Source organism: Peribacillus sp. TE19612 (assembly GCF_056279465.1).
Map to the genome: position 1 here is coordinate 22703 of NZ_JBWCCL010000021.1, position 22177 is coordinate 44879.

General features: G+C 35.6%; 19 protein-coding genes and 1 pseudogene. 4 read left to right on the forward strand and 16 right to left on the reverse strand.

Features of this window, described 5'->3' with window-relative positions; translation table 11 throughout:
- The first annotated feature begins 197 nt into the window (after positions 1 to 197).
- Positions 198 to 641, forward strand: coding sequence for an Rrf2 family transcriptional regulator (locus ACZ9AO_RS24410; protein ID WP_323599313.1), 444 nt, complete (start codon positions 198 to 200; stop codon positions 639 to 641).
- 132 nt (positions 642 to 773) lie between these two features.
- Here the strand turns inward: ACZ9AO_RS24410 and ACZ9AO_RS24415 are convergent, their stop codons facing one another.
- The 8 genes and pseudogenes from ACZ9AO_RS24415 to xylA form a co-directional block, all read right to left on the reverse strand.
- Complete coding sequence (locus ACZ9AO_RS24415; RefSeq protein ID WP_249598321.1) at positions 774 to 1259, reverse strand: HIT family protein; 486 nt, start codon at positions 1257 to 1259, stop codon at positions 774 to 776.
- A 124-nt stretch (positions 1260 to 1383) separates the two neighbouring features.
- A pseudogene (locus ACZ9AO_RS24420) lies at positions 1384 to 1877 on the reverse strand (phosphoribulokinase); the annotation flags it as partial.
- Between the two features lie 486 nt (positions 1878 to 2363).
- Positions 2364 to 3785 (reverse strand): D-xylose transporter XylE, encoded by a 1422-nt coding sequence (gene xylE, locus ACZ9AO_RS24425; protein ID WP_251542673.1) that lies wholly within the window; start codon positions 3783 to 3785, stop codon positions 2364 to 2366.
- A gap of 189 nt (positions 3786 to 3974) precedes the next feature.
- The gene (locus ACZ9AO_RS24430; protein ID WP_476110906.1) at positions 3975 to 4193 is read right to left on the reverse strand and encodes an aldose epimerase family protein; all 219 of its coding nucleotides are present in this window, start codon (positions 4191 to 4193) and stop codon (positions 3975 to 3977) included.
- A complete protein-coding gene (locus ACZ9AO_RS24435) occupies positions 4123 to 4401 on the reverse strand; it encodes an aldose epimerase family protein (protein ID WP_476110937.1) in 279 nt (92 codons plus the stop codon). Before ACZ9AO_RS24435 ends, ACZ9AO_RS24430 begins: the two co-directional genes overlap by 71 nt.
- 17 nt (positions 4402 to 4418) lie before the next feature.
- Complete coding sequence (locus ACZ9AO_RS24440) at positions 4419 to 4661, reverse strand: aldose epimerase family protein (RefSeq protein ID WP_289349514.1); 243 nt, start codon at positions 4659 to 4661, stop codon at positions 4419 to 4421.
- Between the two features lie 196 nt (positions 4662 to 4857).
- Positions 4858 to 6360 carry a xylulokinase gene (xylB, locus tag ACZ9AO_RS24445; protein ID WP_476110909.1) on the reverse strand — a complete coding sequence of 501 codons (1503 nt, stop codon included), beginning with the start codon at positions 6358 to 6360 and terminating at the stop codon, positions 4858 to 4860.
- 58 nt (positions 6361 to 6418) lie between these two features.
- Positions 6419 to 7756: a xylose isomerase gene (gene xylA / locus ACZ9AO_RS24450; RefSeq protein ID WP_476110911.1), complete on the reverse strand. Its 1338-nt coding sequence runs from the start codon at positions 7754 to 7756 to the stop codon at positions 6419 to 6421.
- Positions 7757 to 7984: 228 nt separating this feature from the next.
- On the opposite strand from xylA, the gene xylR reads away from it, so the two are divergent.
- Positions 7985 to 9139, forward strand: a complete 1155-nt coding sequence (gene xylR / locus ACZ9AO_RS24455) for a transcriptional repressor XylR (protein WP_251542680.1) — start codon at positions 7985 to 7987, stop codon at positions 9137 to 9139.
- Positions 9140 to 9665: 526 nt separating this feature from the next.
- On the forward strand, positions 9666 to 10073 hold the full coding sequence (locus ACZ9AO_RS24460) for a DoxX family protein (RefSeq protein ID WP_476110913.1): 408 nt from the start codon (positions 9666 to 9668) through the stop codon (positions 10071 to 10073).
- A gap of 158 nt (positions 10074 to 10231) precedes the next feature.
- Here the strand turns inward: ACZ9AO_RS24460 and ACZ9AO_RS24465 are convergent, their stop codons facing one another.
- From ACZ9AO_RS24465 to ACZ9AO_RS24480, 4 genes are all read right to left on the reverse strand, one after another.
- Entirely contained in the window at positions 10232 to 10882 is a 651-nt protein-coding gene (locus tag ACZ9AO_RS24465) for a class D sortase (RefSeq protein ID WP_251542668.1), read from the reverse strand.
- Between the two features lies 1 nt (position 10883).
- On the reverse strand, positions 10884 to 12302 hold the full coding sequence (locus ACZ9AO_RS24470; RefSeq protein WP_476110916.1) for a processed acidic surface protein: 1419 nt from the start codon (positions 12300 to 12302) through the stop codon (positions 10884 to 10886).
- Between the two features lie 687 nt (positions 12303 to 12989).
- On the reverse strand, positions 12990 to 13616 hold the full coding sequence (locus ACZ9AO_RS24475; RefSeq protein ID WP_476110918.1) for a hypothetical protein: 627 nt from the start codon (positions 13614 to 13616) through the stop codon (positions 12990 to 12992).
- A gap of 154 nt (positions 13617 to 13770) precedes the next feature.
- Positions 13771 to 14421, reverse strand: coding sequence for a hypothetical protein (locus ACZ9AO_RS24480; RefSeq protein WP_289349509.1), 651 nt, complete (start codon positions 14419 to 14421; stop codon positions 13771 to 13773).
- Between the two features lie 764 nt (positions 14422 to 15185).
- On the opposite strand from ACZ9AO_RS24480, the gene ACZ9AO_RS24485 reads away from it, so the two are divergent.
- Entirely contained in the window at positions 15186 to 15383 is a 198-nt protein-coding gene (locus ACZ9AO_RS24485; RefSeq protein WP_476110920.1) for a hypothetical protein, read from the forward strand.
- A gap of 54 nt (positions 15384 to 15437) precedes the next feature.
- Here the strand turns inward: ACZ9AO_RS24485 and ACZ9AO_RS24490 are convergent, their stop codons facing one another.
- The 4 genes from ACZ9AO_RS24490 to ACZ9AO_RS24505 form a co-directional block, all read right to left on the reverse strand.
- Positions 15438 to 15986: an SMI1/KNR4 family protein gene (locus ACZ9AO_RS24490; protein WP_251542658.1), complete on the reverse strand. Its 549-nt coding sequence runs from the start codon at positions 15984 to 15986 to the stop codon at positions 15438 to 15440.
- Between the two features lie 126 nt (positions 15987 to 16112).
- Positions 16113 to 16973 carry a hypothetical protein gene (locus ACZ9AO_RS24495; RefSeq protein WP_476110922.1) on the reverse strand — a complete coding sequence of 287 codons (861 nt, stop codon included), beginning with the start codon at positions 16971 to 16973 and terminating at the stop codon, positions 16113 to 16115.
- Between the two features lie 941 nt (positions 16974 to 17914).
- A complete protein-coding gene (locus ACZ9AO_RS24500) occupies positions 17915 to 18607 on the reverse strand; it encodes a LysR substrate-binding domain-containing protein (RefSeq protein ID WP_476110924.1) in 693 nt (230 codons plus the stop codon).
- A 603-nt stretch (positions 18608 to 19210) separates the two neighbouring features.
- Positions 19211 to 21586 (reverse strand): M14 family zinc carboxypeptidase, encoded by a 2376-nt coding sequence (locus ACZ9AO_RS24505; RefSeq protein ID WP_476110926.1) that lies wholly within the window; start codon positions 21584 to 21586, stop codon positions 19211 to 19213.
- Positions 21587 to 22177: the final 591 nt, after the last annotated feature.

Genomic DNA, 22177 nt, shown 5'->3' on the forward strand with positions numbered 1-22177 from the left:
TCAAATTAAACATCCATTAACCTGTATCTATATCTAATACATGTATTTATAATAGATACATGCGTTTGTCTTGTCAACCAATTTATAAACCTTTTATATTTTCTTCAAATTTTAAGGTATAATACGTTGTAAACAAATTAAATACATGATTATCTGTGTAATAAACTTTGCGATGAAGTAAAAGGTAGGTGAATGATATGTCCATCAGCAGCCGATTTACCGTTGGTGTTCATATATTAGCTCTTATTGAATTAAATAAAGAGGGAATAAGCTCATCGGAGTTCTTAGCGGGGAGCGTAAACACAAACCCAACCTTGATAAGAAAAATTATGGGTATGTTAAAAAAGGCAGGGTTAATTGAAGTACAACCTGGTATTGCAGGGGCAAAACTAGCCAAGGAACCTTCTTATATAACATTACTTAACGTTTATAAGGCGGTCGATGTTGTGCAGGAAAAAGAATTGTTTAGTATGCATGAAAATCCGCACCCTGATTGCCTTGTGGGCAGGAACATTCAAGATTCGATCACTCCTGTGTTGTCAGCGGCTCAATTTGCTATGGAAAAGGCACTGGAAAATGTAACCATCGAAGATATTGCTAAGGATATTGTTGAAAAAGAAAAGCTTAAAATACAATACTAAATTAATAAAAGACATTCTTGAAAACAGAATGTCTTTTTTTCGTAGTCCAAATCCCTTCTTTAACCTGCCCTGCACCGTTTGTTGCATAAAAAAAAGAGCTGCCAAAGCAACTGTTAGTGGGACAAGGAGGGATTAAGTGTATAGTTCTTTTTTTAAAGCCTTAATTCCATCAATTACACTTTTTACATTTTCATCATTATTCAATTTGTTTCTTGCATGGAGCAAAACTGGTCTAACAGATTCCACAGACCGTCCAAAATCGTACATCCATTCATATCGAGGAACCATCCAAGTATGAAAATGGTGGGTAGTATCTTCATTATAAAAGTAATAAACATGTTCAATCCCTAATACTTCCCTTTGAGCTTTTCTAATCTTGGATAATAAGTTTATGTAATCAACCTTTTCTAAATCATTTAACTCGTCCAAGCACTTAATATGGCGTTTAGATGCTAAAATTACTAAACCTTTAATGGGATATGCAACGTCTTGGTGAGCGTGAAAATATTCAGTTTCGACTATTACACCACCATCCGGCTCTATTTCCCCACTTGTTAAAGCACAACTTAAACATTCGACTTCAACTGTTTTTCCATTAGACAAAGTAATTTCCCTCATAATTCCCTCCAAAAACAAAATATTATCTCACTTAAAAATATAAAAATAAACAAACCCTTGTTGAGCTATCCTGCCCCGATAGTTCTATAAAAAAAGCTGCCTTAAAGACAACTCCGATCTTCAGTTAATGCACCCGTTTACTGCATTTAAATTCAAATGTATTTTTTTCTAGACATATTGCTTCATCAAAAGTTTTGATAATAATATCAAAACGCTGAATTTATGGATGCATAAATACTTCGTACTGAACCCGACGTTCCTCATGAGACTGCCTTAAATAATTGATATTGGTTCCTCTCTCAACAATATCACGGCTCGACCTTCTCATTAATTCCGTTTCACCATCTGTATAGGATTAATAAATGCGACACTCATTCCTTCTACAATCGTTACTTTGTTTTTCGAAGAAATTAACTCACTTTTCATATAATGCGTATCTATTGTATATAAATCTAAACCCTCTCTAACCATCTGAACATCTCTTTCTATAGAATGCAAATGATGAGCTGATGGATGGCAAGCCGTCATTTTATAACGAGGATTTTCGTTTTGATATGTATAGTCGATAACTGCATGCTTTCGTATGTTCGAACTAACAATATATGGATCTGTATTGATTTCTTGTAATAACTTATCCACCCCTCTCCCCCTTTTACTAAAATAATGCTCTTTTCAGGCATAACTTACAAATTCCAGATGAAGCATCTGATTTCCTTTCTTACTCCTGAATATGGCCAATTGTTGAATAAAGATCAAACAGTACTCTTCAACTATCCTGCCCCGTTAGTACCATAAGAAAAAGGCTGCCTCAGCAACCTTCCTTTTTAGAGTAAGAGACCCATTAGGTGAAGATCAAAGTATTATTATACAAGACACTTTAATCCAGAAATACCCAAACGGAATTACAGCTATGAGACCTGAGATTAATGCTTTTTTTCGTCCTAAAGATCCGACTTTTTGTTTTTTCTGAATGAAAATTTGCTCTTTGTTGTTGTCCACCTGTCCATGCTCCGATAAAAACCCTGAAATAACAATACTTATTATCCCAACAATAAGAATCCTTTTATATTATATTTTGTGTCCAGTTTAAGTGAATTTTACTATTTAAATAATTTGACTATCTTCTGAACTTTTAACATTTCTTCTCCATATTTTCTCCATCTGTTCAAGAGTCTTGCCTTTGGTTTCAGGAACCATTTTCCAAACAAATAAGGCAGAAAGCACGCTCATTGAACCATAGAAACCGTATGTTAGTCCCCCACTATATTCCATCATCATAGGATATGTAGAAGAAATAAAATAGTTAGCCGCCCATTGGGCAGCTACGGCAATAGCTACAGCCCGACCTCGAATTTTATTAGGGAAAATCTCTGAAATTAGCACCCAGCAGATCGGACCCCACGACATCATAAATGAAGCTGTATAAATAATGATAAATACAAGCGTCCCTATTCCAATTATATTAGAAAAGGCCATGCTTGCTACACCAAACATACCAATTGCCATTCCAATAGAACCTACTATTAATAATGGTTTTCTTCCCCATCGATCAACTGTTAAAATCGCGATAACTGTAAAGATAACATTTACTAATCCCATAATAATGGTTTGCAGCATAGAAGAATCTTTAGCTGCTCCCATGCTTTCAAAGATTCGCGGTGCGTAGTATAAGGCTACATTTATACCTACAAATTGTTGAAATACAGAAAGCAGTACACCTACAATAATAACTAATTTTCCATAAGTGAATAATTTTTCGGAAGAAATATTGATCGTGGTCGTTTTTTTAATATCACTCAGAATCGCTTTCGCTTCTGAAGATCCATTGATTCTTGTAAGTATAGCTAAAGCTTTTTGATCTTGATTCTGTATTGCCAAATAGCGAGGTGTTTCTGGAACTAATAACAAAAGTACAGCAAAGATTAAAGCTGGTATCGCTCCTGAAGCAAACATGTATCTCCATCCTACATCATTTATCCATTCTAACGTTTCACCATTTGCAATACCCCAGTTTACAAAGTAAACGACTAACATACCAAAAATAATCATAAACTGATTAAATGATACCAATCTGCCGCGAATATCAGCCGGAGCAATTTCTCCTATATAGATTGGACAAATGGCAGACGCTAATCCAACACCAATCCCCCCTATAATTCGATAAAAGTTAAAAGCTAGTAATAAAGAAAGTGTTGGTTCACCTTTTGTAAAAAATAAAAATTCAGGATAAGAAGCACCTAATGCTGATACTATAAAAAGAATCGCTGCAAGTATAAGTGATTTTTTACGTCCTAGTCTTGATCCAAAATAGCCGGAAATTAAACCTCCGATAATACATCCTATTAAAGCACTTGATACGGTGACGCCATGTGCCAAAGGTCCTAACCCTAAGCTATCAATTAAATAAACCTTTAAAGATTCTTCAGCTCCAGAAATTACAGCTGTATCATATCCAAACAGTAATCCTCCAATTGCGGCGACTAATGTAATCGAAAAGATATATAATGAGTTTCGTTTTTGCTTCATGTTTTACTAAAAACAGTTATGAATGAAGTCTATTTAATATTAAAGCGCATTCTTTTGGTTGCGCTTTCAAAATTAATGAACAAGAAGGACTTCTTCCCTCACCCATTCTACTAACTGCTTTTATCCTCCCTTCCATTGTAGATTTTCATTTCACTAAAACAACATTAGACCATTGAATACCAAAGGTTTTTACTCGACGATAAACGTAAAACGAGTTTTAGAATGATACTCTTTATTTTTTACTAATAAAATAGAAGGTAATTGCTGATTATGAATGGCATTTGGCGGATGTTGAGTTTCTAAACATAAGCCAAGGTGTTTTTGACAAGGAATCCCTCTAATTAGAAAAGTATCTTCTAACATATCTTCTAACATATTTCCCGTATATAAAACAACATATGGGCTCATCTGTTTCCACTATCATTTTCCGTCCGTTAGAAGGATTAACCAAACAAATTTCCTTTTGATGATTTTCACTTAATAAGAATGGATGGTCATACCCATTTCCAACTATTTCATTTTGTTGATGTTCGGATTTTACTCCTTCAATAATTCGCTTTCCCGCTCTAAAATCAAAAGATGTATGTTCAACGTCTATTAAATTGCCTGTTGGCAGTAAGGACCGATCAAGCTCTAAAAACTAAATGTCACACTAGCCTCATCTACACTCTCACTAGTAGAGGATTTCCGGATTACGTTATGGAATCCCTCAGGACCACCGTGTAAATGAGTTCTCCCTTCATTCTCAGCGAGGAGGTATGTAACCCCTTCCATATCAACGTTTGGTGGATTAACTCTCCCTGCCACTCGACCGATCACTGCACCAAAATAAGGGGAATAATGTAAATAATCTTCTGCAGAATCCAATCCTAACACGATATTTTCTATATTCCCTTCTTTGTCTGGTACATCAATTCTAGTAATCGTACATACAGGTTACTTTTATGTTTTGATTGTTCATGATTGTATAAGACTTTACCAATTCTCTATTCATTTCACCGAAAATTCCCTCTTCTATTTTCATATTACTCTCCTTTTCGAAGAAAGGGATGCATGATTCAAATGCAACCAGTTACTTTCTGCTAAATTGATTCAACTTTTTGCTTAAGTCTTTTGTTTGGTAATATACCTCTTTATATAATGCATAAAGTTGTTTATACACTGGAACATTTTCTAATTTAGGTTGATATGTTTTTGAAGTAGATATGAATAATTCTGCACATTCTTTTAATGAGTTGTACCACCCACATCCATAAGCGGCTAACATGGCTGCCCCTAGCGCCGGTCCTTGCTCAGTAGATAGTTTTATAATTTTTGTGTTAAAAACGTCTGCTTGAATCTGAAGCCAACTATCGTTTTTTGCTCCCCCGCCAATTGATACAATAGATGTAATTTCTTTTCCATTTTCTCGAATAATTTCTATTGATTCATTTAATGAGAAGGTAATTCCTTCAATGACTGCCCTTGTAAAATCCCTCTTTTTATGAGAAGCATCCATTCCTATAAAGCTTCCACGTATAGTAGCATCTGCATGTGGTGTTCGTTCCCCAACTAAGTATGGAGTAAATAGAAGCCCATTTGAACCAATTGGAACATTATTTATATCGGCCAGTAGTTCTTCAAATGACTCATTTTCAGCAAAATTATCTCTAAACCAACTTAAACTGTGGCCAGCAGATAATGTAACTCCCATCGTATAAAAAGCATTTTCTTTTCCATGATTGAAATAATGCACTTTCCCAGCAAAGTCCCTATCATTTCGCTCCTCATAAGAAAGTACGACACCAGATGTCCCGATGCTGCATAACGTTTCTCCTGATGATAGAATACCAGCTCCAATTGCTCCACAAGCATTATCAGCTCCACCCGCAAATACCTTAGTCGATAATGTTAGCCCTGTTTTTTGAGAGAATTCTTCATTAATTGTTCCGACACATTCACTGGATTCCACTAGCGATGGGCAAATGCTGATATCAATGCCCACTAATTGACAAAGCTCTTCGCTCCATTTTTTCTCACTCACGTCCAACAATAATGTACCGGCAGCATCTGAATATTCACTATGAATTAAGCCTGTCATTTTGAAGCGTAAATAGTCTTTAGGCAGCATAAATACAGCTGCTTGATCAAATATCTCCGGTTCATGCTCTTTAACCCATAGCAGCTTAGGTAGTGTAAATCCTTCCAAAGCTTGATTTTTTGTTATTTCTAAAAGACGTTTCTCCCCAATCATTTCATATAGCTTATGACACTGTGCTGTCGTCCTTGTATCGTTCCATAAAATAGCATGACGTAAGAGATTATGATTCTTATCCAACAGTACGAGACCGTGCATTTGCCCAGAATAACTTATTCCTTCTATATCTTCTGGTCTTACACCGGATTTGGAGATTAGCTCATTTAAAGCACTAGCAGTCTGCTGAATCCACTCCTCTGGATTTTGTTCACTATATCCTGTTTTTTCATGCAGAAGAGGGTAATTTTTAGAAGCTTCTGCACAGATCTCACCTTTTGTATTAACTAAAACAGTTTTGACAGCGCTCGTTCCTAGATCAATTCCTATAATATATTTCATCTTGATTCCTCCACTTTTATAAAAGAGAGCAGAATTTATTTCTACTCTCATTTATCCGTTAAACTTCTAAAATATATTGATTTAAGGTGGCTTTTAATCGTTCCTGTCTTCCTGAATTATTCGTAATGTTTGGATTATTCAATGCATACTGCTCTAGTGTTTGGAAGTTGGCTCTTCCTTCAACAATCTCAAGACCAATTCCTTTTTTGAAACTGCTGTAGCGTTCATCAATGATGTTTTCAAAAACACGATCTTCCAATAATTTATGAGCCACTTTTAAACCTCTAGCGAACGCATCCATTCCTGCCACATGAGCATATACTAAATCTTCTTGTTCAAAGGAACCTCTGCGCACTTTTGCATCAAAATTTAACCCTCCACTACCTAATCCTCCATTTTGTAGGATCTCATACATTGCTAAAGTTGTAGAATATAGATCTGTTGGGAACTCATCGGTATCCCATCCTAAAAGAGGATCACCTTGGTTTGCATCCACTGATCCCAAGAAGCCTTGAACTCTGGCTACGCGTAATTCATGTTCAAACGTATGCCCAGCTAAAGTAGCATGGTTAGCTTCAAGGTTTAATTTAAAATGGTAATCTAATCCGTATTGTCTTAGGAACGAAATGGTCGTAGCTGCATCGGTGTCATACTGATGCGTTGTTGGTTCCTTTGGTTTTGGCTCAATTAAGAATTGACCGTTAAATCCAATTTCCTTAGCATAATCTACAGCCATATGCATAAATCTAGCCAAGTTATCTAACTCTAACTTTAAATTTGTATTGAGCAGTGTTTCATAGCCTTCACGGCCGCCCCAGAACACATAGTTTTCTGCTCCTAATTCTTTTGCCGTTTCGAGTCCTTTCTTTACTTGGGCTGCTGCATAAGCAAATACATCTGCATTACAAGAAGTTGCTGCACCATGAACGAAGCGAGGATTTGTAAACATATTAGCTGTGTTCCACAATAACTTTACGTTACTTGTTTTCATATATTCTTTAATCATGCTAACGATTACATCAAGATTTTCATTCGTTTCTTTCAATGTGTTTCCTTCAGGTGCGATGTCTCGGTCATGAAACGCAAAGAAAGGAACCCCTAATTTTTCGAAAAGTTGAAAAGCTGCCTCTACTCTAGCTTTTGCTAAGTCCATTCCATTATATTTATTCCATGATCTTTGCATCGTAGCTGCACCAAAAGGATCTGTCCCATCAGCTGTAAATGTATGCCAGTAAGCAACTGAGAATCGCAGTTGTTCCTTCATTGTTTTACCGCCTACTACTTCTTCTGGGTTATAGTATTTAAAAGCTAAAGGATTTTTAGAATCTTTTCCCTCATATGAGACTTTGTTTACGCTTTCAAAATAATTAATTTTATTAGTATCAGTTTGAATCATGTGTTACTTCCCCCTTTAATTAAAGTGAAAAACTTTCTTCAGAAATATGAAACGAGAAAGTTTGTTGTGTCAATAAACTAACTTTATTTCATGATATACAAAATAATTAGTTATTTCAATGTTTTTTTAAGAAAATTAACGTTATAATATGAAATATACTATTTCCATACTATACTTTTGTTAAAAAAAAAACACTTAGTCCAATGGTAAAACAAAGGAGCGATTATCATTCCGATAGCAGATCAAGCATTAGTAAAGAAAATGAATCAAAAGTTGATTTTAAATGAAATTTTAAAAAACTCACCAATCTCAAGGGCAGCCCTTTCTGAGATTACAGGGTTAAATAAATCCACTGTTTCTTCCCAAGTAAATGAATTAATTGAAAAAAATCTTATTTTTGAAATTGGAGCAGGACAATCTAGTGGTGGCAGAAGACCTGTGATGCTTGTTTTTAATAAAAATGCAGGCTATTCAATAGGTATCGATATAGGTGTTGATTACCTTAATGGAATTCTAACCGATTTAGAAGGCAACATTATCCTTGAGAAGGCTTCTGACTTGTCTAGCCCTTCAGCTGGTGAAGTGAAAGAAATTCTGTTTGCACTTATACATGACTTTATCATTCATATGCCCGACTCTCCTTACGGTTTGGTGGGAATAGGTATTTGTGTACCAGGTCTTGTGGATAGCAATCAAAAAATTATTTTCATGCCCAACTTGGAATGGTATATTGAAGATTTGCAACTCTTAATTGAAAGCGAGTTCAATGTACCTGTTTTTGTTGAAAATGAAGCTAATGCAGGCGCATGCGGTGAGAAAGTGTTTGGAGTTACTAAAAACTATGAAAACATCATTTACATCAGTATTAACGTTGGAATTGGAGTCGGAATTATTATTAATAATGAATTATATAAAGGAGTAAATGGCTTTTCTGGAGAAATGGGCCATATGACGATAGATTTTAATGGTCCCAAATGCAGCTGCGGGAACCGAGGATGCTGGGAATTATATGCATCAGAAAAAGCATTACTGGATTCTTTTTCTAATGACGAAAAGAATATGTCACGAAAAGAAATTGTTGAACGTGCAAATAAAAATGATGTAGCCGTCTTAAATGCACTCCAGAACTTTGGCTTCTACGTCAGTATTGGCTTAACAAATATTCTCAATACATTTGATGCACAAGCTATTATTTTGAGAAATAACATTATCGAATCTCACCCGATAGTGTTAAATACCATTAAGAATGAGGTTTCTTCTAGGGTAAATTCTCATTTGGAAAGTATGTGTGAACTATTGCCCTCTTCATTAGGAAGAAATGCACCTGCATTAGGGGCAGTTTCAATTGTGATCGAACATTTTTTAAATGTTACTACAAGCTAATCTATTTCAGAGTATAGATGATAGATGTCTGAATATCTTTTCTAACATAACAAGAGAGGTCTTTCTCTACCTAGGGAAAGACCTCTCTTGTTTATTTTCGCCCTTACATCCAGAAATGATAATCGTATTAAATGAGTTAGGTTCTAGATAAAACAATTTGTTGTACATCCATCATTTGGATACCACTCTCTTTCATCATTAATAATGATTCTTTTGGTTTGGCTCCAGACACAGTTCCTCATCTATATCCTAAGGAGGAATATAATTTCTTTCATTCTTCAACGGAGAATAAGAAGTGGCACCACTACTATTGGCATTGGAAAAGGAGTGGATTTCTGAAATCAACTGAATATTTCCCAATAAATACCTGAAGGAAAACTCGCTTTCTTCAAGTTAGCCTACAGCCAAGCGCGATTCCTAAAGGATTGCGACACAACTGTTTACGATTAAGATTTTTTAGAATGCATTAAAAAAAGAAAAGTGGAATATGATTAAAATGTCAATCTAAGGGAGGGAATGAGAATAAATGAAAAAAACAAAAATTATATATTGGATTTTCACAGGACTTTTGGTGGCACTAATGGTTTTGGGTTCTATTCCGGATATAATGTCTGTTCCCGATGCAGTCGCTTTATTTAATCATTTAGGTTATCCTACCTACCTCCTGCCCTTTATTGGGATTGCCAAATTATTAGGTGTCGTGGCAATACTTATTCCTGGCTTTCCGAGAGTCAAGGAATGGGCTTATGCCGGTTTTGTATTTGATTTGACGGGGGCTATGTATTCAAGCATTTCAGTGGGCGACCCTGCCAGTGGATGGCTGATTTTCATTATCGGGTATATATTGATAGCCGGCTCTTATATTTACCATCATAAAATATTAAAATCCGCTTCATCGGGCACTTCGAGCAATAAGAATAGTTTAACAATATAAATAAATTGGCAATGAAAAAACACCGTGAAAGGTGTTTTTTCTAATTGGTTTAAAAGTGGAGGAAGTGATATCATCTTCGCTTTTCTTTCTAAAAAGAAATAAAATCAAAAGAGTCCCAATAGGTTTCCTTATTGGGACTTTTTTTTTAATACATTTGATTAACTTACTGTTTTTGAAGTTAAATACGCGACAAGGATATAGCGTTCAGGTGCTGACCCAATATAATCAAAAGGGTAACAGGTACTGACGGTTAGCGTTGCCCTTGGCTTTGGTACGATTACGGTTCGATCATCCTCATCCACAATTCGAACTTTGTTGACTTTGTATGTGAACTCTCCTGCCGATGTTCTTACTATCAACAAATCTCCTTCGCCCACTTGCCCGAGTTTACGGAATACCGTATCTCTATGACCGGAAAGTACGGAATTGTCATTTTCACCAGGTAACACACTTCCTGCAAAGTGACCAACGCCTTTTTCCAATTCATCCTCATTTGTGCCATGGAAAATAGGGAGTTTTGTTTTTAGTTTGGGTATATAAAGCTCCCCGATTTCTTCACCCGTTTTAGGGCGGACAGGATATAGCTCTTTCTTTGTTGTGTTATTACTTGGTGTTTTATCAATTGTTGGTTTATCACTTGATGGTTTCTGTACAGTTTCATTCACTTGGCTACTTGGAGCATGAGTCTTGTAAAGAAAGTAGCCTTTTGCAAACTTATACATATTGGATGTAGAAAACCAAACCCCCAAAAAAATGATGGCAATTGTACAAGAAAGCAGCAGTAACCGCTTTTTCTTTAATTTTTTCATATTAAGCTTTCCTGATTTTTCGATACATCAAGCTTCCGAACAAGACAAGAAATAGTCCGAAAAGGGCACTAGGCAAATAATTGGAAGCGGTATTTGGCAGTTTAGCCCCTTTTACGGTTTGATGTTCTGAATTAGTATGGCCACTGATTTTTTGTTTTACTGGTTTAGCAACTGGTGCCTTTTCAATGGTCTTTTGTACATCTTTCGCAGATTCCTTTATTTGTCCGCCTGCATTAGTAAGAGTATCAGAATCGACCATATCACCTGTTATTAACAGATCAGCCAAGAACTTCCCGTCAGTATTATATATCGATATTTTCAGGTTAGCACCCTTCAATTCTTCCAATTTCATTAAATCCAAAAGGGATACAGGTGATTCCGAGCCACTTTTCACAAGGGAATAGGAAACATTAAGCTTAAAGATGGAAAGTAATTCTTCATAGATTGAGGCCATTTCAGCAATCTGTTCGGCTGTAAGCTCGGTTGCTACATCAAATTCCTCGAAAGCCATCATGCGGTTGCCCAATTCTTCAAGTTGCTTGACTGTTTCCGGGTTGGAAAGATGGTCTTCCAAAGACACCAAGTGGTCTTCAAGCCGCTGTAGTTCCTCTTCCGTTAGACCGAGTTCTTGCTCGAAAATAGGTAGAAGATCTTCGGCAACTTCGCCATCAATCCCTCCGCCAGTAAGGTTCCAAACAGTTTCTTCAAGATTATCTATGTATATATAATCATTAATATTTTCACCATTTTCTTCTAACATTTGAAGCAAGGCTTGTTTATCCAATCCATAAGTCTCATTAAAATAATCTAAGTTGCTTAGATCTGCCTTTATGACGTCACCTAGGAATTCGCTAAGCTCTTCGACAGATTCAAATTCTTCCGTGCTAAAATCATAGGGTTTCAATGACGCTTCGATATCTTCTTGTGTTACTTGGAAGCCTCTTTCCTTGCTAACCTTGGCTAAATAATTGACTAATTCTTTGTCAAAGTTCGGATCGCGTTCAAAATCGCCCTCTTCTGTCTCTTCTGTATAGAAATAAACAGTTTCATCGAGGTCCCAGATAAAGATATAATCGTCTAGTTCTTCGCCATTTTCGTGTAATAGATTAATTAGGCTCTCTTTAGTTAGATTATAATCTTCATAAATGGCATCTAAATTACTCAAATCAGCCTTAATAACTTCGCCCAAGGCTTCTTTTAGATCACCAATAGATTCAAAGTTCTCAATACTTTCATCGTAAAAAGAAAGTGATGTTTCAATATCATCCTTCGTCACTTCAAAACCCCTGACAAGGCTTACCTCTTTTAAATACTTTGTAAGTTCTTTCTCAAAATTCTTGCTTGGTGCCGCCGATGCTAATTGCGGGAATAAGCTAATTAACAACGTAAATGAAACTAAAATGGTCCACAGTTTTTTCATACTTTTCTCCTATTCATAACTTTTCATATGTTTCTAGAAAATTATAAGGTAATAACAATAATTTAACAATGAAGTTATTTTTTCCAATAAGGAAAAATTGCTATATTACTTACTTTGCAAACAAACTTTTTAACAGTATATACATTTGTTTACGTTAATCTAGCCGTATTTCTTCCTATTAATATATTGTTTACAAAAAGAGGGATTAAAGCACTCCCGCTACTGTGACTCCAGATAAAAGAATTATTAATACTGTATGGGAAACATACCTTAGCTGAAGCAAAATGAATAAAAATTTACCACCGGGCTTCATCAATTTCAAGTAAAGTAGTCAGTCTATAAGTATCAGACCTCATATCCTATAAATTTTACGCTTAGACAAAGCGAAAATAGACATACTCCACCCTGGAATGGGTAGATTATGTCCAGACACCGATCCAGCTTAATGCTCCTTCTTCTACAACTAGACAAAAAACTACAGGTTTTTTATCATTATTTAATCTCCGGTAAGCCGACCATTTGAACATCCACGAAAAAAACCACAGTAACAACTGTAGTTCATCAGAGAATCAATCTTTTTCTAGCTCACTTTTCAGGATTGTAGGCTCATTTTTTTATGTAAATCGTATATACAACAATATGCGCCAGCTTTGGAACTGATTTCCAAATACCGAACGATTTCTTCTTTTAATAACCTACTTCTTCATCTGTAAAAGTTGCTGTCCAATTTCCTTCTGGATCAAATCTTTTTCTACCATTTTCATCTCTATCAACATGCTTATATCCATTCATACCAGTATGTAAGCCATAAAGGACTCTATAAGTTATGTAGATATTTCCATCATTTACATACTCAAATCCTGTTCTCATTTCTCCTAAAGCCATATACAAATCTCTATCAAGATTAGCGTTCTTCGTTGGTAACAAATCTTCAATTTCATCAGCTCTTTTTTCCACTTCTGATTTGATTTCTTCAGTTAGCCAAGCATCTTCTTTACCTAAGTCGAACATTGGATCATTTGGATCTGCATTTCGAGATTTGTAGAAGTAATCGTTGTTTACAATCTTGTCAAAGTACTCGAAATTATCTTTAACCATTGCTTTGATTTCCGGTGTGATAGCTTCCTCACGCGAAACGGAATTTTCAAAATTATCTGAGTAATCAGATTCCTCTGGTTCTGAAACTTTTACTGGTTTATGTACTTCGACTGATGCTGTTGCTTTAACTTTTTCTTCTGGTTTTTCTTCTTGCATACATGCACCAATAAATCCGATTGAGATAACGCTTGTTGCTAAAATTAAACTTTTCTTCATGTGATTTTCCCCATTTTCATTTTTCGGGATATCTCCCTTGTTGTAATACTTATCGTACATTTTATCGAGCCAATTCACATCTTTGAGATTAACCAACCTCTCGAATATTCCCAATATTTTCTAGCGGTATATTTTTTCTCAAAACCGCGTTCAATTATTTTTGACTGATGAATTTTTCAAGTTCTTCTACTTTCTTCCCATCAGAATGGTATGTGTAGCCAGATAGGTCGTTTCCTTTTAAATCATTTACGGCAATATCAAGATCATTAAACACTAAGCTCATGTACTTGATAGCTTGTTTCTGTCTGTCTGTCGGTGGATTCCAATATTTATGTACTTCCCATTTGTCTGTTCCTTTAGGCAGTGTAACGCCATCTAAAACTTTACCTTGCTCATTTTGTATTATGTAGGATAGAGCCATAAGGTTATTGAAGTCTTCTTTCATACTATCTCGTACATCAAGAGAATCTTCGTACACATTCATAAATGCTTGGGCTTCTCCATAGTAGTAATACTCAGCTGAGAAACCTTCTTCTTTCATTACATCAGCATTTTCCTTTTCAACGCCACCACCAAAAGCATCAGCATAATAACTAATCTCACTTTCAAATGATCCGGAATCTTCTTGTTCAGACATTTCTTCAGATTCTTGAATTTCTTCAACTTCTTCCGGAGAAAGTTCTTCAACATCTGTCGGTTCTACCTTGGCCGTTGTTTTTATTTCCACATATTTTTCTTCTTGCATCCATGCACCAAGCATTCCAATTGAGATAACGCCTGCTGCTAAAATTAAACTTTTCTTCATGTTGATTTCCCCATTTTCTCTCATTTAGTAAAGAGTACCTACTATATATTAATCTATTAGAACCAAAAAAGCACTCTGATTATTCAGAGTACCCAAATAGATAGCCGCCAGTTTTATATTTCCTACCTGCCGTATCTTTTTTTGGCTTTGTTAAACATTAGTGTTGATTTTCTAGAACAAATAATAGAGACCACTTACTCTCCTTTACAGTGTATGAATATTTACTTTAAAATTAGGGTATGTTATCCTTATATTAACATAAACTAAAAACACCCCCATGCTGGTAACATGAGGGTGACAACTAGCAAGAGTGGTTGGTCACAACTAATAACTCTTAATTAGAAGAAGAACCATTTCCATCTTGGAGGGCGGAGTGGTTCTTTTTCTTACTGAACGCAGATATGATCAGACTGGTTGCTACAGCAACTATAATGTCTTTACCAATATCTGTTATAATGTTCAATAGAAAATGTATCATGCGGTCACCTCCCTTCCCATCTATCATTAGATGGCAAAGGTGAAACTGTGACCTCCCACTCTTTCCTCAGTTGTTCCTCTATTTTATACATCTCCCCTAATATGGTAATTACATGAAGAAAAAGATTAACAACTAAATTAATAATTAGAGAGTGTTAAATCTCCCTTTTCCTTAAATTGTTCTTTTCATCTGATTTTAAATATTTGTCCTCTTCTTTTCAAAATACGACACAAAAGTGATATCTTTCCATGTTATGCTTTTAACAAACAAATAAGGAGCTGTAAGCTTGATTAAAAAATATGCTGTCATTTTACTTGCTGGCTTAATGCTAATTGGTTGTTCTTCTCAATTGAATGTAAAGTCATCTAAAGTAAATACATATAAAGAAGAGTCTGAACTAAAAGATCCCGCAGACTCTTTTATTTACGAAACAAACAAAACTAAACATACACAAACAGTGATATTTGAAATCGAGTCGAATTAATATCCAAATAAAAGAGCGACTGCATTTAATTAGCAGTCGCTCTTATTATTTATTTTACCTAGTTCTATAGTAGTTTTCAGCTGTGTATATAGGCCAGCTCCAAAACGCTTCACCTTGTGAAATAATAAAGCGGTCTAAAAAGATTTCAAAATTAAGATTTAGAGATGAAAGTTCTGTAAACTCCAAAATATTAAGGTAATTTGGATCCCCACTCTTTAGTTTTTCTGTATCTAGTATGAGATAACAATCATTTAACAGATGTGCAATCGGAATCCCATGTTCACTTAAATATTCAATTTCTTGATATTGTTTTATTTCGTCTAAGCTAAATATCTCAAGACCATCGCCTAGTTTTTCACCGTCCTCTTCAATTGACTCATATATTCTTGCTCCATTATGGAGTGTTAGGAACTCCTTGTAGTCTTCAGGAAGTTTGATGCTATTTTCATTTTCAAACTTTTCAATTTCAGCTGTAGCAGCTTCGGAATTAAAAGAACAAGTTATCTCTCTAACTTCCCCTTCGTATGATATTATTTTCATTTGGTCGTTGCTATTCAACAATTTTTTAAGTCCTGTTAGGGTGTTTTGTATGAAATGACTCAATTCACTTTTCCCTCCAAATCAAATTAATATGCTCTCCACCAAGGAGTAACTTCTTTTATATGAAAGTCTTTAGGTAGAGCAAATAGATTGGACATCGAATTCGTTCCACCATATTCTAATGGCTTTTCATGATGTACATGAATCTGCGTCCCATTTTGGATCTCCATATTCTTTGATATACCAATTTTTATATGTTTTAGCTAGTCCACTCTTTCTTTTTGTTCTGTCCTTTAGTGGCACTACCGGTATATTAGCTTTTGTAGGAATCCACATCGATGTATTATTGTCTAAATTTGTGATCTCAGGATCGGGAACTGTCTTTTTATTGACTAATACCTCTTCTGTTACTCCTTCATTAGTCCTTGTCCCAACCTTGTTCCATCCCACAGTAGTTTTATGATGGCTTTGGTAAAAATTCGTAGTTTTATTATTGTAGGTCTTAGATGTTTTTTTACCAACTTTTAACTCTGAACCTCTCCACTCCGTATCAAATTTGTCTACTAATCTATACTTACCATACTGATCATTACTTCTGTAAAGTTTTGCACCTGTCCATATGACAACTGGTTTTTCTCCGGTCATTGCATCAATTCTTGACGACATCGTAATAGTTCCTTTTGTACCATTATATACCGTTTCGTGAGCTACTCTCACGTAATTAACTGGTTTTTTAGCTTTAGCTGCCATTCCTTTATTATTTAAATTAGACTGTCCCTTTTTTGTATAAATAGTATTTTTCTTCTGATTTTTAAAATACTCTTTCTTTGCTAATTTTTGTATTTCACGAGATTCTTTAGCACTTAAGCTTCTCGTTGTACCATTCTTATTTACTGCAAGGTCTTCATATACTGTCTCCTTAACTACTTCTGGGCTAGATACCTTAAAACCTTGACCAGTTGCAGCGCTAACGCTATCTCCACCTATAAATGGAAATAACGTACTTAAAACAAAAACAACCGCTAACAAAACTCCAATGATTTTCTTCAACTTAATCCTACTCCCTTTTGCGCATATTTACTAACAATATGTATATTTCGGCAAAATATCCCAAATAACCTTTTGTTTTTCCAAATTAATACTTTTAGTGAAGGTTTTGAAATTAACAATTAGAACTAAGTTAAAAAAAGAAGAGGGTAATTATGCCCTCTTCTACTCTAACTCTATGATCACCAATTAATTCTCATATCCATAGCACATTTTAGAACCTTATAATGCTTTTCGTCCAAACTATTCATGCAATAATACAAATTAAATTGCTTATATCCATTCCACATATTCAAAGAAAATTTCCCGAGTTGAACCATTAGTTCTGTTAAGTCATAAGGAACATCTAGTGGCTCTCCTTTGTCATAATAGGGTAATAGGGTATATTTATTAATCCCAGAGCCATATCCAGTCTACAGGTGTCTTAAAAGAACCTAAATACTTCCCTACTTCTAGAAATATCGTAGGTGTCGATAAAATATAGCAAGCTGTTAATCTTTCCGTATCTTTATCACTTACATTCCAACCGGTACAATCCCAATAGATTTCCCTCAAATTAATCCTTTTTAGTGGTTTTGATTAGCAGCGGGAATTTGTCAGTCAATTTAATCCTTCCATCGTCATCATCATTCCATATTGGTTGAAGAAATTGACCCCGGAAGATATTAGAGTATTAACCCATTCATTTTATCATCACGTCAATCCATATGAACTCTATATGTATTAGCGAATATCTATTAAGTTGAAAGTGTATTTGTTATCTCAACCAGTTCTTGTCGTCCAATTGCAAATCTGCTAAGCATAGATAAAGATGCCACTGCTGAAGGATCTCAATGAACCTTTACGGGCAAAGAACGTTCCAAATGATGTACTTCATTGCAGAAATGGAAAGAAACAAAAAAAGGATAAAATCCACCCTGAAATGGTAAATATGCCCAAAACGTTTAATCAAGCCCGATTCGCTGAAATAAATAATTACGGAACTCTTTGACCAGTTCCTTTGTAATATACTCTTTTTTCTGTACGATCCACAAGTTCCTTTTAAAGTCTATGCCCTCGATTGATAAAGCCTTTAATGAACCCTCTCTTATTTCTTTTTCTAGTGTGAGCTTAGATAAAATGGATATCCCTAAGTTCTCTTCGACTGCTCCTTTGATTGCTTGTGTACTTCCGAATTCCATATAAATCTTTAATTGTTCAAACACTTGAATGTTCTTAAGTATATCTTCTACAACTATTCTGATTCCAGAATTCTCTTCCCGCCAAATGATTTTTTCAGCCATTACTTCTTCTATACATACTTTTTCCCAATCCTTCCACTTATGATTAGCGGAACAAACAACCATAACCTCATCTTCGGCAAATCTATTTACTTTATATTCTCCGCCTTCAACTTCTCCTTCAACTAAGGCAATTTGGATTTCATCTTTTTTTAATTGTTTGAGTATTGACGGTGTACTTCCAATTTTTAATGTTACCTCAATTTCGGGAAATTCCGTTTTAAATTCCCCTAGTATTTTAGGTAATAAATATTCCCCAATTGTTAGAGAAGCACCAATATTCAAAGCAAAACTACCCTTTTCATCAAATTTAGAGGCTCCCCAAACCCTTTTTCTATGTAAAGACTCTTTCCTCAAACACTCTTTATGAAAAGAAATTTTTTGTTCGACTAACGAGTGCTTTAGCTTAAGATCAGAGCTGTCTTTAAAGCCAGCTTTTTCTTAATTAAGTTGTAAAAAGCAAACAGAAATAAGATAAAAAAGTGCAAAATATCTCAAAAAGTTACAGGTTGCTAGGGCTGAGACTCTATTTTTCATCTTTTCCTTTATAAATAAACGTTAAGATCAACTTATGGTACGTAAAAAAGATATTTTACGCAAGGATAAATTGTTTACCATCTCCACTCCTTAGGTGTACTCACCCGTACAAACCTCCTAGGGCCGATACGTTGTTTAAAACATAAAAGGAGACAGACAGCCCCCTTTGCAAGTTAATTATTTTGTTCGCTAATCCAATCATTTAACTTCATCTGTAATGATTCCTGGTTAGTTAATCCATATCCAGCTTGTGAATTATAAGAGTAGTCACCATTTTTAATCGGCTAAAAAACTACTTATTAATCGTCCTTCAGCGGTTTTTGCAACAGATGATTTAATAGTAATGAGTTCAGTCCAAGCATTCAGCATTTTTCAAATAGCCAAAGCCGAATTCATTGCTGAATCCGGCTTTGGCTATTTCTACTATTTTTCGAAAATTGCATTAGATAGAAGACGGAACAAGTAATCCGGGTGGTCACGGAAACCTGCTTCTAACCCAATAAGAGTTACATCTTTATTCTGTTCTTTTACGATTACGGCTTGGCCCTTGGCGGTTATGTTATTTTTCCAGTGACCAGCTACGAAGAAATTATCTGAATCTGCAAGGGTCGCGACAATTTCATCATTATCAGTATCCGTGAACCATGTTGGACGATAGACAAATCCGATATCATTTTCTCCATAACCTGCTGTTAAACCAGTTCCCTCATAATCGACTTTTACGATACCATTACTGTTGGAACCTCCTACATTAATGATGTCGTCTGTAAGACCGAGTGTCTTAGTTGCTCTAGATGCACCAGCACCTACAGCTATATATTTGCCTCCTTCATTTAAGAAGCTTGTAACATTGTCTTTAAACGCATTAAGTTGCCCGGCGTTCTGTAATCCAAATTCTTTATTAGCTTCGGAAAGGTTAGTAGAAATGAGACTTTCCGTTCCACTATAGACAAAAATATCAAAACCGTTAAGGGGATTTTTAGCCACTTCGACTGGCGTAACTTCTGTCACATCAAAACCTAGTCTTTTCAAAGCAAGCTTTGTTCCTGCGTGTGATTTCTGTTTACCCATACCTCCATCCTTTAATATAGCCACTTTTAAAGACGTAATAGCCACTGCATCTGCTGGTACATCGGCAGTTCCAACCTGTAACCCAGATTCTTTCACCGCTGCTGATACCTGATTAGCTACTGTTTTTGCAAAGAAGTTACCTTGTGCATCACGTACAATAGGTATTCCTTGCTTAAGCAATCTATTTACTAAATTTACCGATTGGACAGAGCTGTTCGGAATCATAAACGGTCCTTTTCCTGAAACCTTGCCTTGACCTGTAATCTGGTTTACTTTCGTTGCAGTGACTTTAATAGCATTTTGTGTGGCTACTGCCTCGAATCCCCAAAGCTCCGGTAAGCTCCATGCGGAAATGTCGTACATTGCTGGGGTATCGTTCGTGATGTCTTCCCCATCCCAGAGCATCGTGTTTGCTAATCCGGCTTTCGCCTGGTCCATCTCAACGAGATAAGTTCCTTTTGGATATAACACTCCATCCGCTTCAAATGCATTCACAGCTTGAACAACTTCAATATCATTATTGATCAAATGATTTACAGCCTTATTCGTAACAGTCGGATCCTTAGGGTCTAGTGGAAGTATGTAGGCTTTTGGAAATAACCCTTCCTTATGAAAAGGATGGTCAAAGTTAATTCCTCTTTTAAAAACTTCAATTTGATCAGTAATCATGGATTGCTTGTTAGCTGTTGCAAATTTCAGTGCTCCCATAATCGAATTATACATCCATCGTACGCCGTCCCAATCATTTGTTGGAGCTTCTAATGTATGACCGTAAGCCCCATGATACATCGCATACATTGGTGTGAAAATTGGTGGGTAATCATCCCAGCCAGCGGAGTCATCGCGCAGCGGAATATAGGTACCTTTCATGTTTTGATACAAGGATCCTGAATAGTTCTCATGATCCTTCATTATTTCCGCTTCCATCGCTTCTGCCTGTTTATAGGCCCATTTTCCGTATAAGTCATACTCGTAATTAGGATTATGCGGTGGCGTACAAGGCTCAATTAACCCCTGCAGATTTGGCTGATAATCCTTCACATAACCATGAGTATCAAGGAACACCATCGGGTTCCATTCTTTAATGAGCTCAACCATCTCTTTCGTTTCTGGCTGCGATTGAGTGATAAAGTCACGATTTATGTCAATTCCTTCGCCATTAAAGCGGGTGGCATCAATACGTCCATCAGGGTTTTGTACGACATTGAAAATAAGAATATTATTCTCTAAAACGTCTTTGGTTGTTTCATCATTTTGGGTAGCAAAACGTTCAATTAATTGAAGGATTGCATCGCTTCCGACAAATTCAGTCCCATGAATAGAACCATTAATCATGATTGGAACTTTAAAGTCAGGATTATTGGCAACCCATTCTTGAGCTTTGCCTGGATTCTTAAACATTTGCTTTCTAAGTGCCTTCACTTTTCCGAACTTCCCTTGTGTTGTTGGGTCGGCAATTGTGACAACATAGAGTGGGTTTCCATCAGCTGATGTTCCACGGACTTCAACTTTCACACGGTTTGAAAGTTTTTCAATCTCTTTTAATTTGGAACCAATTTGTGAAAATTTCACAAAGTCATAGTTTTCGCTATTAAACTTGCTTCCGTCCTGTTCCTCATATGTATTCACATTTGTCCATTGAGGTTTCTCAGCATGTCCAGAACTCCACGGAATTACTGTTAGTAAACTCACAGCCATCAGGCCGGATAATGCTTTTTTCTTTTTCATCCTAAAACCTCCAGTATGTATATAGTGATTTTTTTTGTATATATCCCACCAAGTCGTTCAAGGTTTATTTTATTGGGATTCGCTCTCCTATTGCAGCACTAGTTTCGGAAGGTCAAATTTATGTAGTGTTACTTGCTGGGGGAGCTTATCAAATTTTATAAAGAATATTTTTAACGATGTGGTTTGTTCAACGTTATAAAATTAAACCGCTTTCAACAGGATTTGTTCAACCCTTTAGCGAGTCATTTCGTGTTGTATTCAATTAAAATATGTATTAATTAATTAACACAATACCTAAACCCGCATTGGCTACTGTAGCTGATTAAATTCCTTTCTAGACTAATAAATTTCTCCTTTTCTGCACCCTACTAATATTTTAAATTTCCATACATGTTTAAGAGTATCGCCTCCTTATTAAGAAATAGTAACCCGCAAACTTAGATAACTGTTTTTAATATTATACACTTATTTTTGTGCGAATTAAGAATTTTCAGTTAATAATAATTGAATTTTTTATCCTTTTTTCATACTTCAGAAACATAATATTATTTACAAATAATTTCCATGTGCTAAATTAGTAAAAATCTGTAT

Coding starts and splice junctions, on each gene's coding strand:
- ACZ9AO_RS24415 (WP_249598321.1), bottom strand. CDS start 1,259: ATGAGGGAAATTACTTTGTCTAATGGAAAAACAGTTGAAGTCGAATGT.
- ACZ9AO_RS24480 (WP_289349509.1), bottom strand. CDS start 14,421: ATGAAGAAAAGTTTAATTTTAGCAGCAGGCGTTATCTCAATTGGAATG.
- ACZ9AO_RS24475 (WP_476110918.1), bottom strand. CDS start 13,616: ATGAAGAAAAGTTTAATTTTAGCAACAAGCGTTATCTCAATCGGATTT.
- ACZ9AO_RS24470 (WP_476110916.1), bottom strand. CDS start 12,302: ATGAAAAAACTGTGGACCATTTTAGTTTCATTTACGTTGTTAATTAGC.
- ACZ9AO_RS24430 (WP_476110906.1), bottom strand. CDS start 4,193: ATGAGCCCATATGTTGTTTTATATACGGGAAATATGTTAGAAGATATG.
- ACZ9AO_RS24505 (WP_476110926.1), bottom strand. CDS start 21,586: ATGAAAAAGAAAAAAGCATTATCCGGCCTGATGGCTGTGAGTTTACTA.
- ACZ9AO_RS24465 (WP_251542668.1), bottom strand. CDS start 10,882: ATGAAAAAATTAAAGAAAAAGCGGTTACTGCTGCTTTCTTGTACAATT.
- ACZ9AO_RS24410 (WP_323599313.1), top strand. CDS start 198: ATGTCCATCAGCAGCCGATTTACCGTTGGTGTTCATATATTAGCTCTT.
- xylB (WP_476110909.1), bottom strand. CDS start 6,360: ATGAAATATATTATAGGAATTGATCTAGGAACGAGCGCTGTCAAAACT.
- ACZ9AO_RS24460 (WP_476110913.1), top strand. CDS start 9,666: ATGAAAAAAACAAAAATTATATATTGGATTTTCACAGGACTTTTGGTG.
- xylE (WP_251542673.1), bottom strand. CDS start 3,785: ATGAAGCAAAAACGAAACTCATTATATATCTTTTCGATTACATTAGTC.
- xylA (WP_476110911.1), bottom strand. CDS start 7,756: ATGATTCAAACTGATACTAATAAAATTAATTATTTTGAAAGCGTAAAC.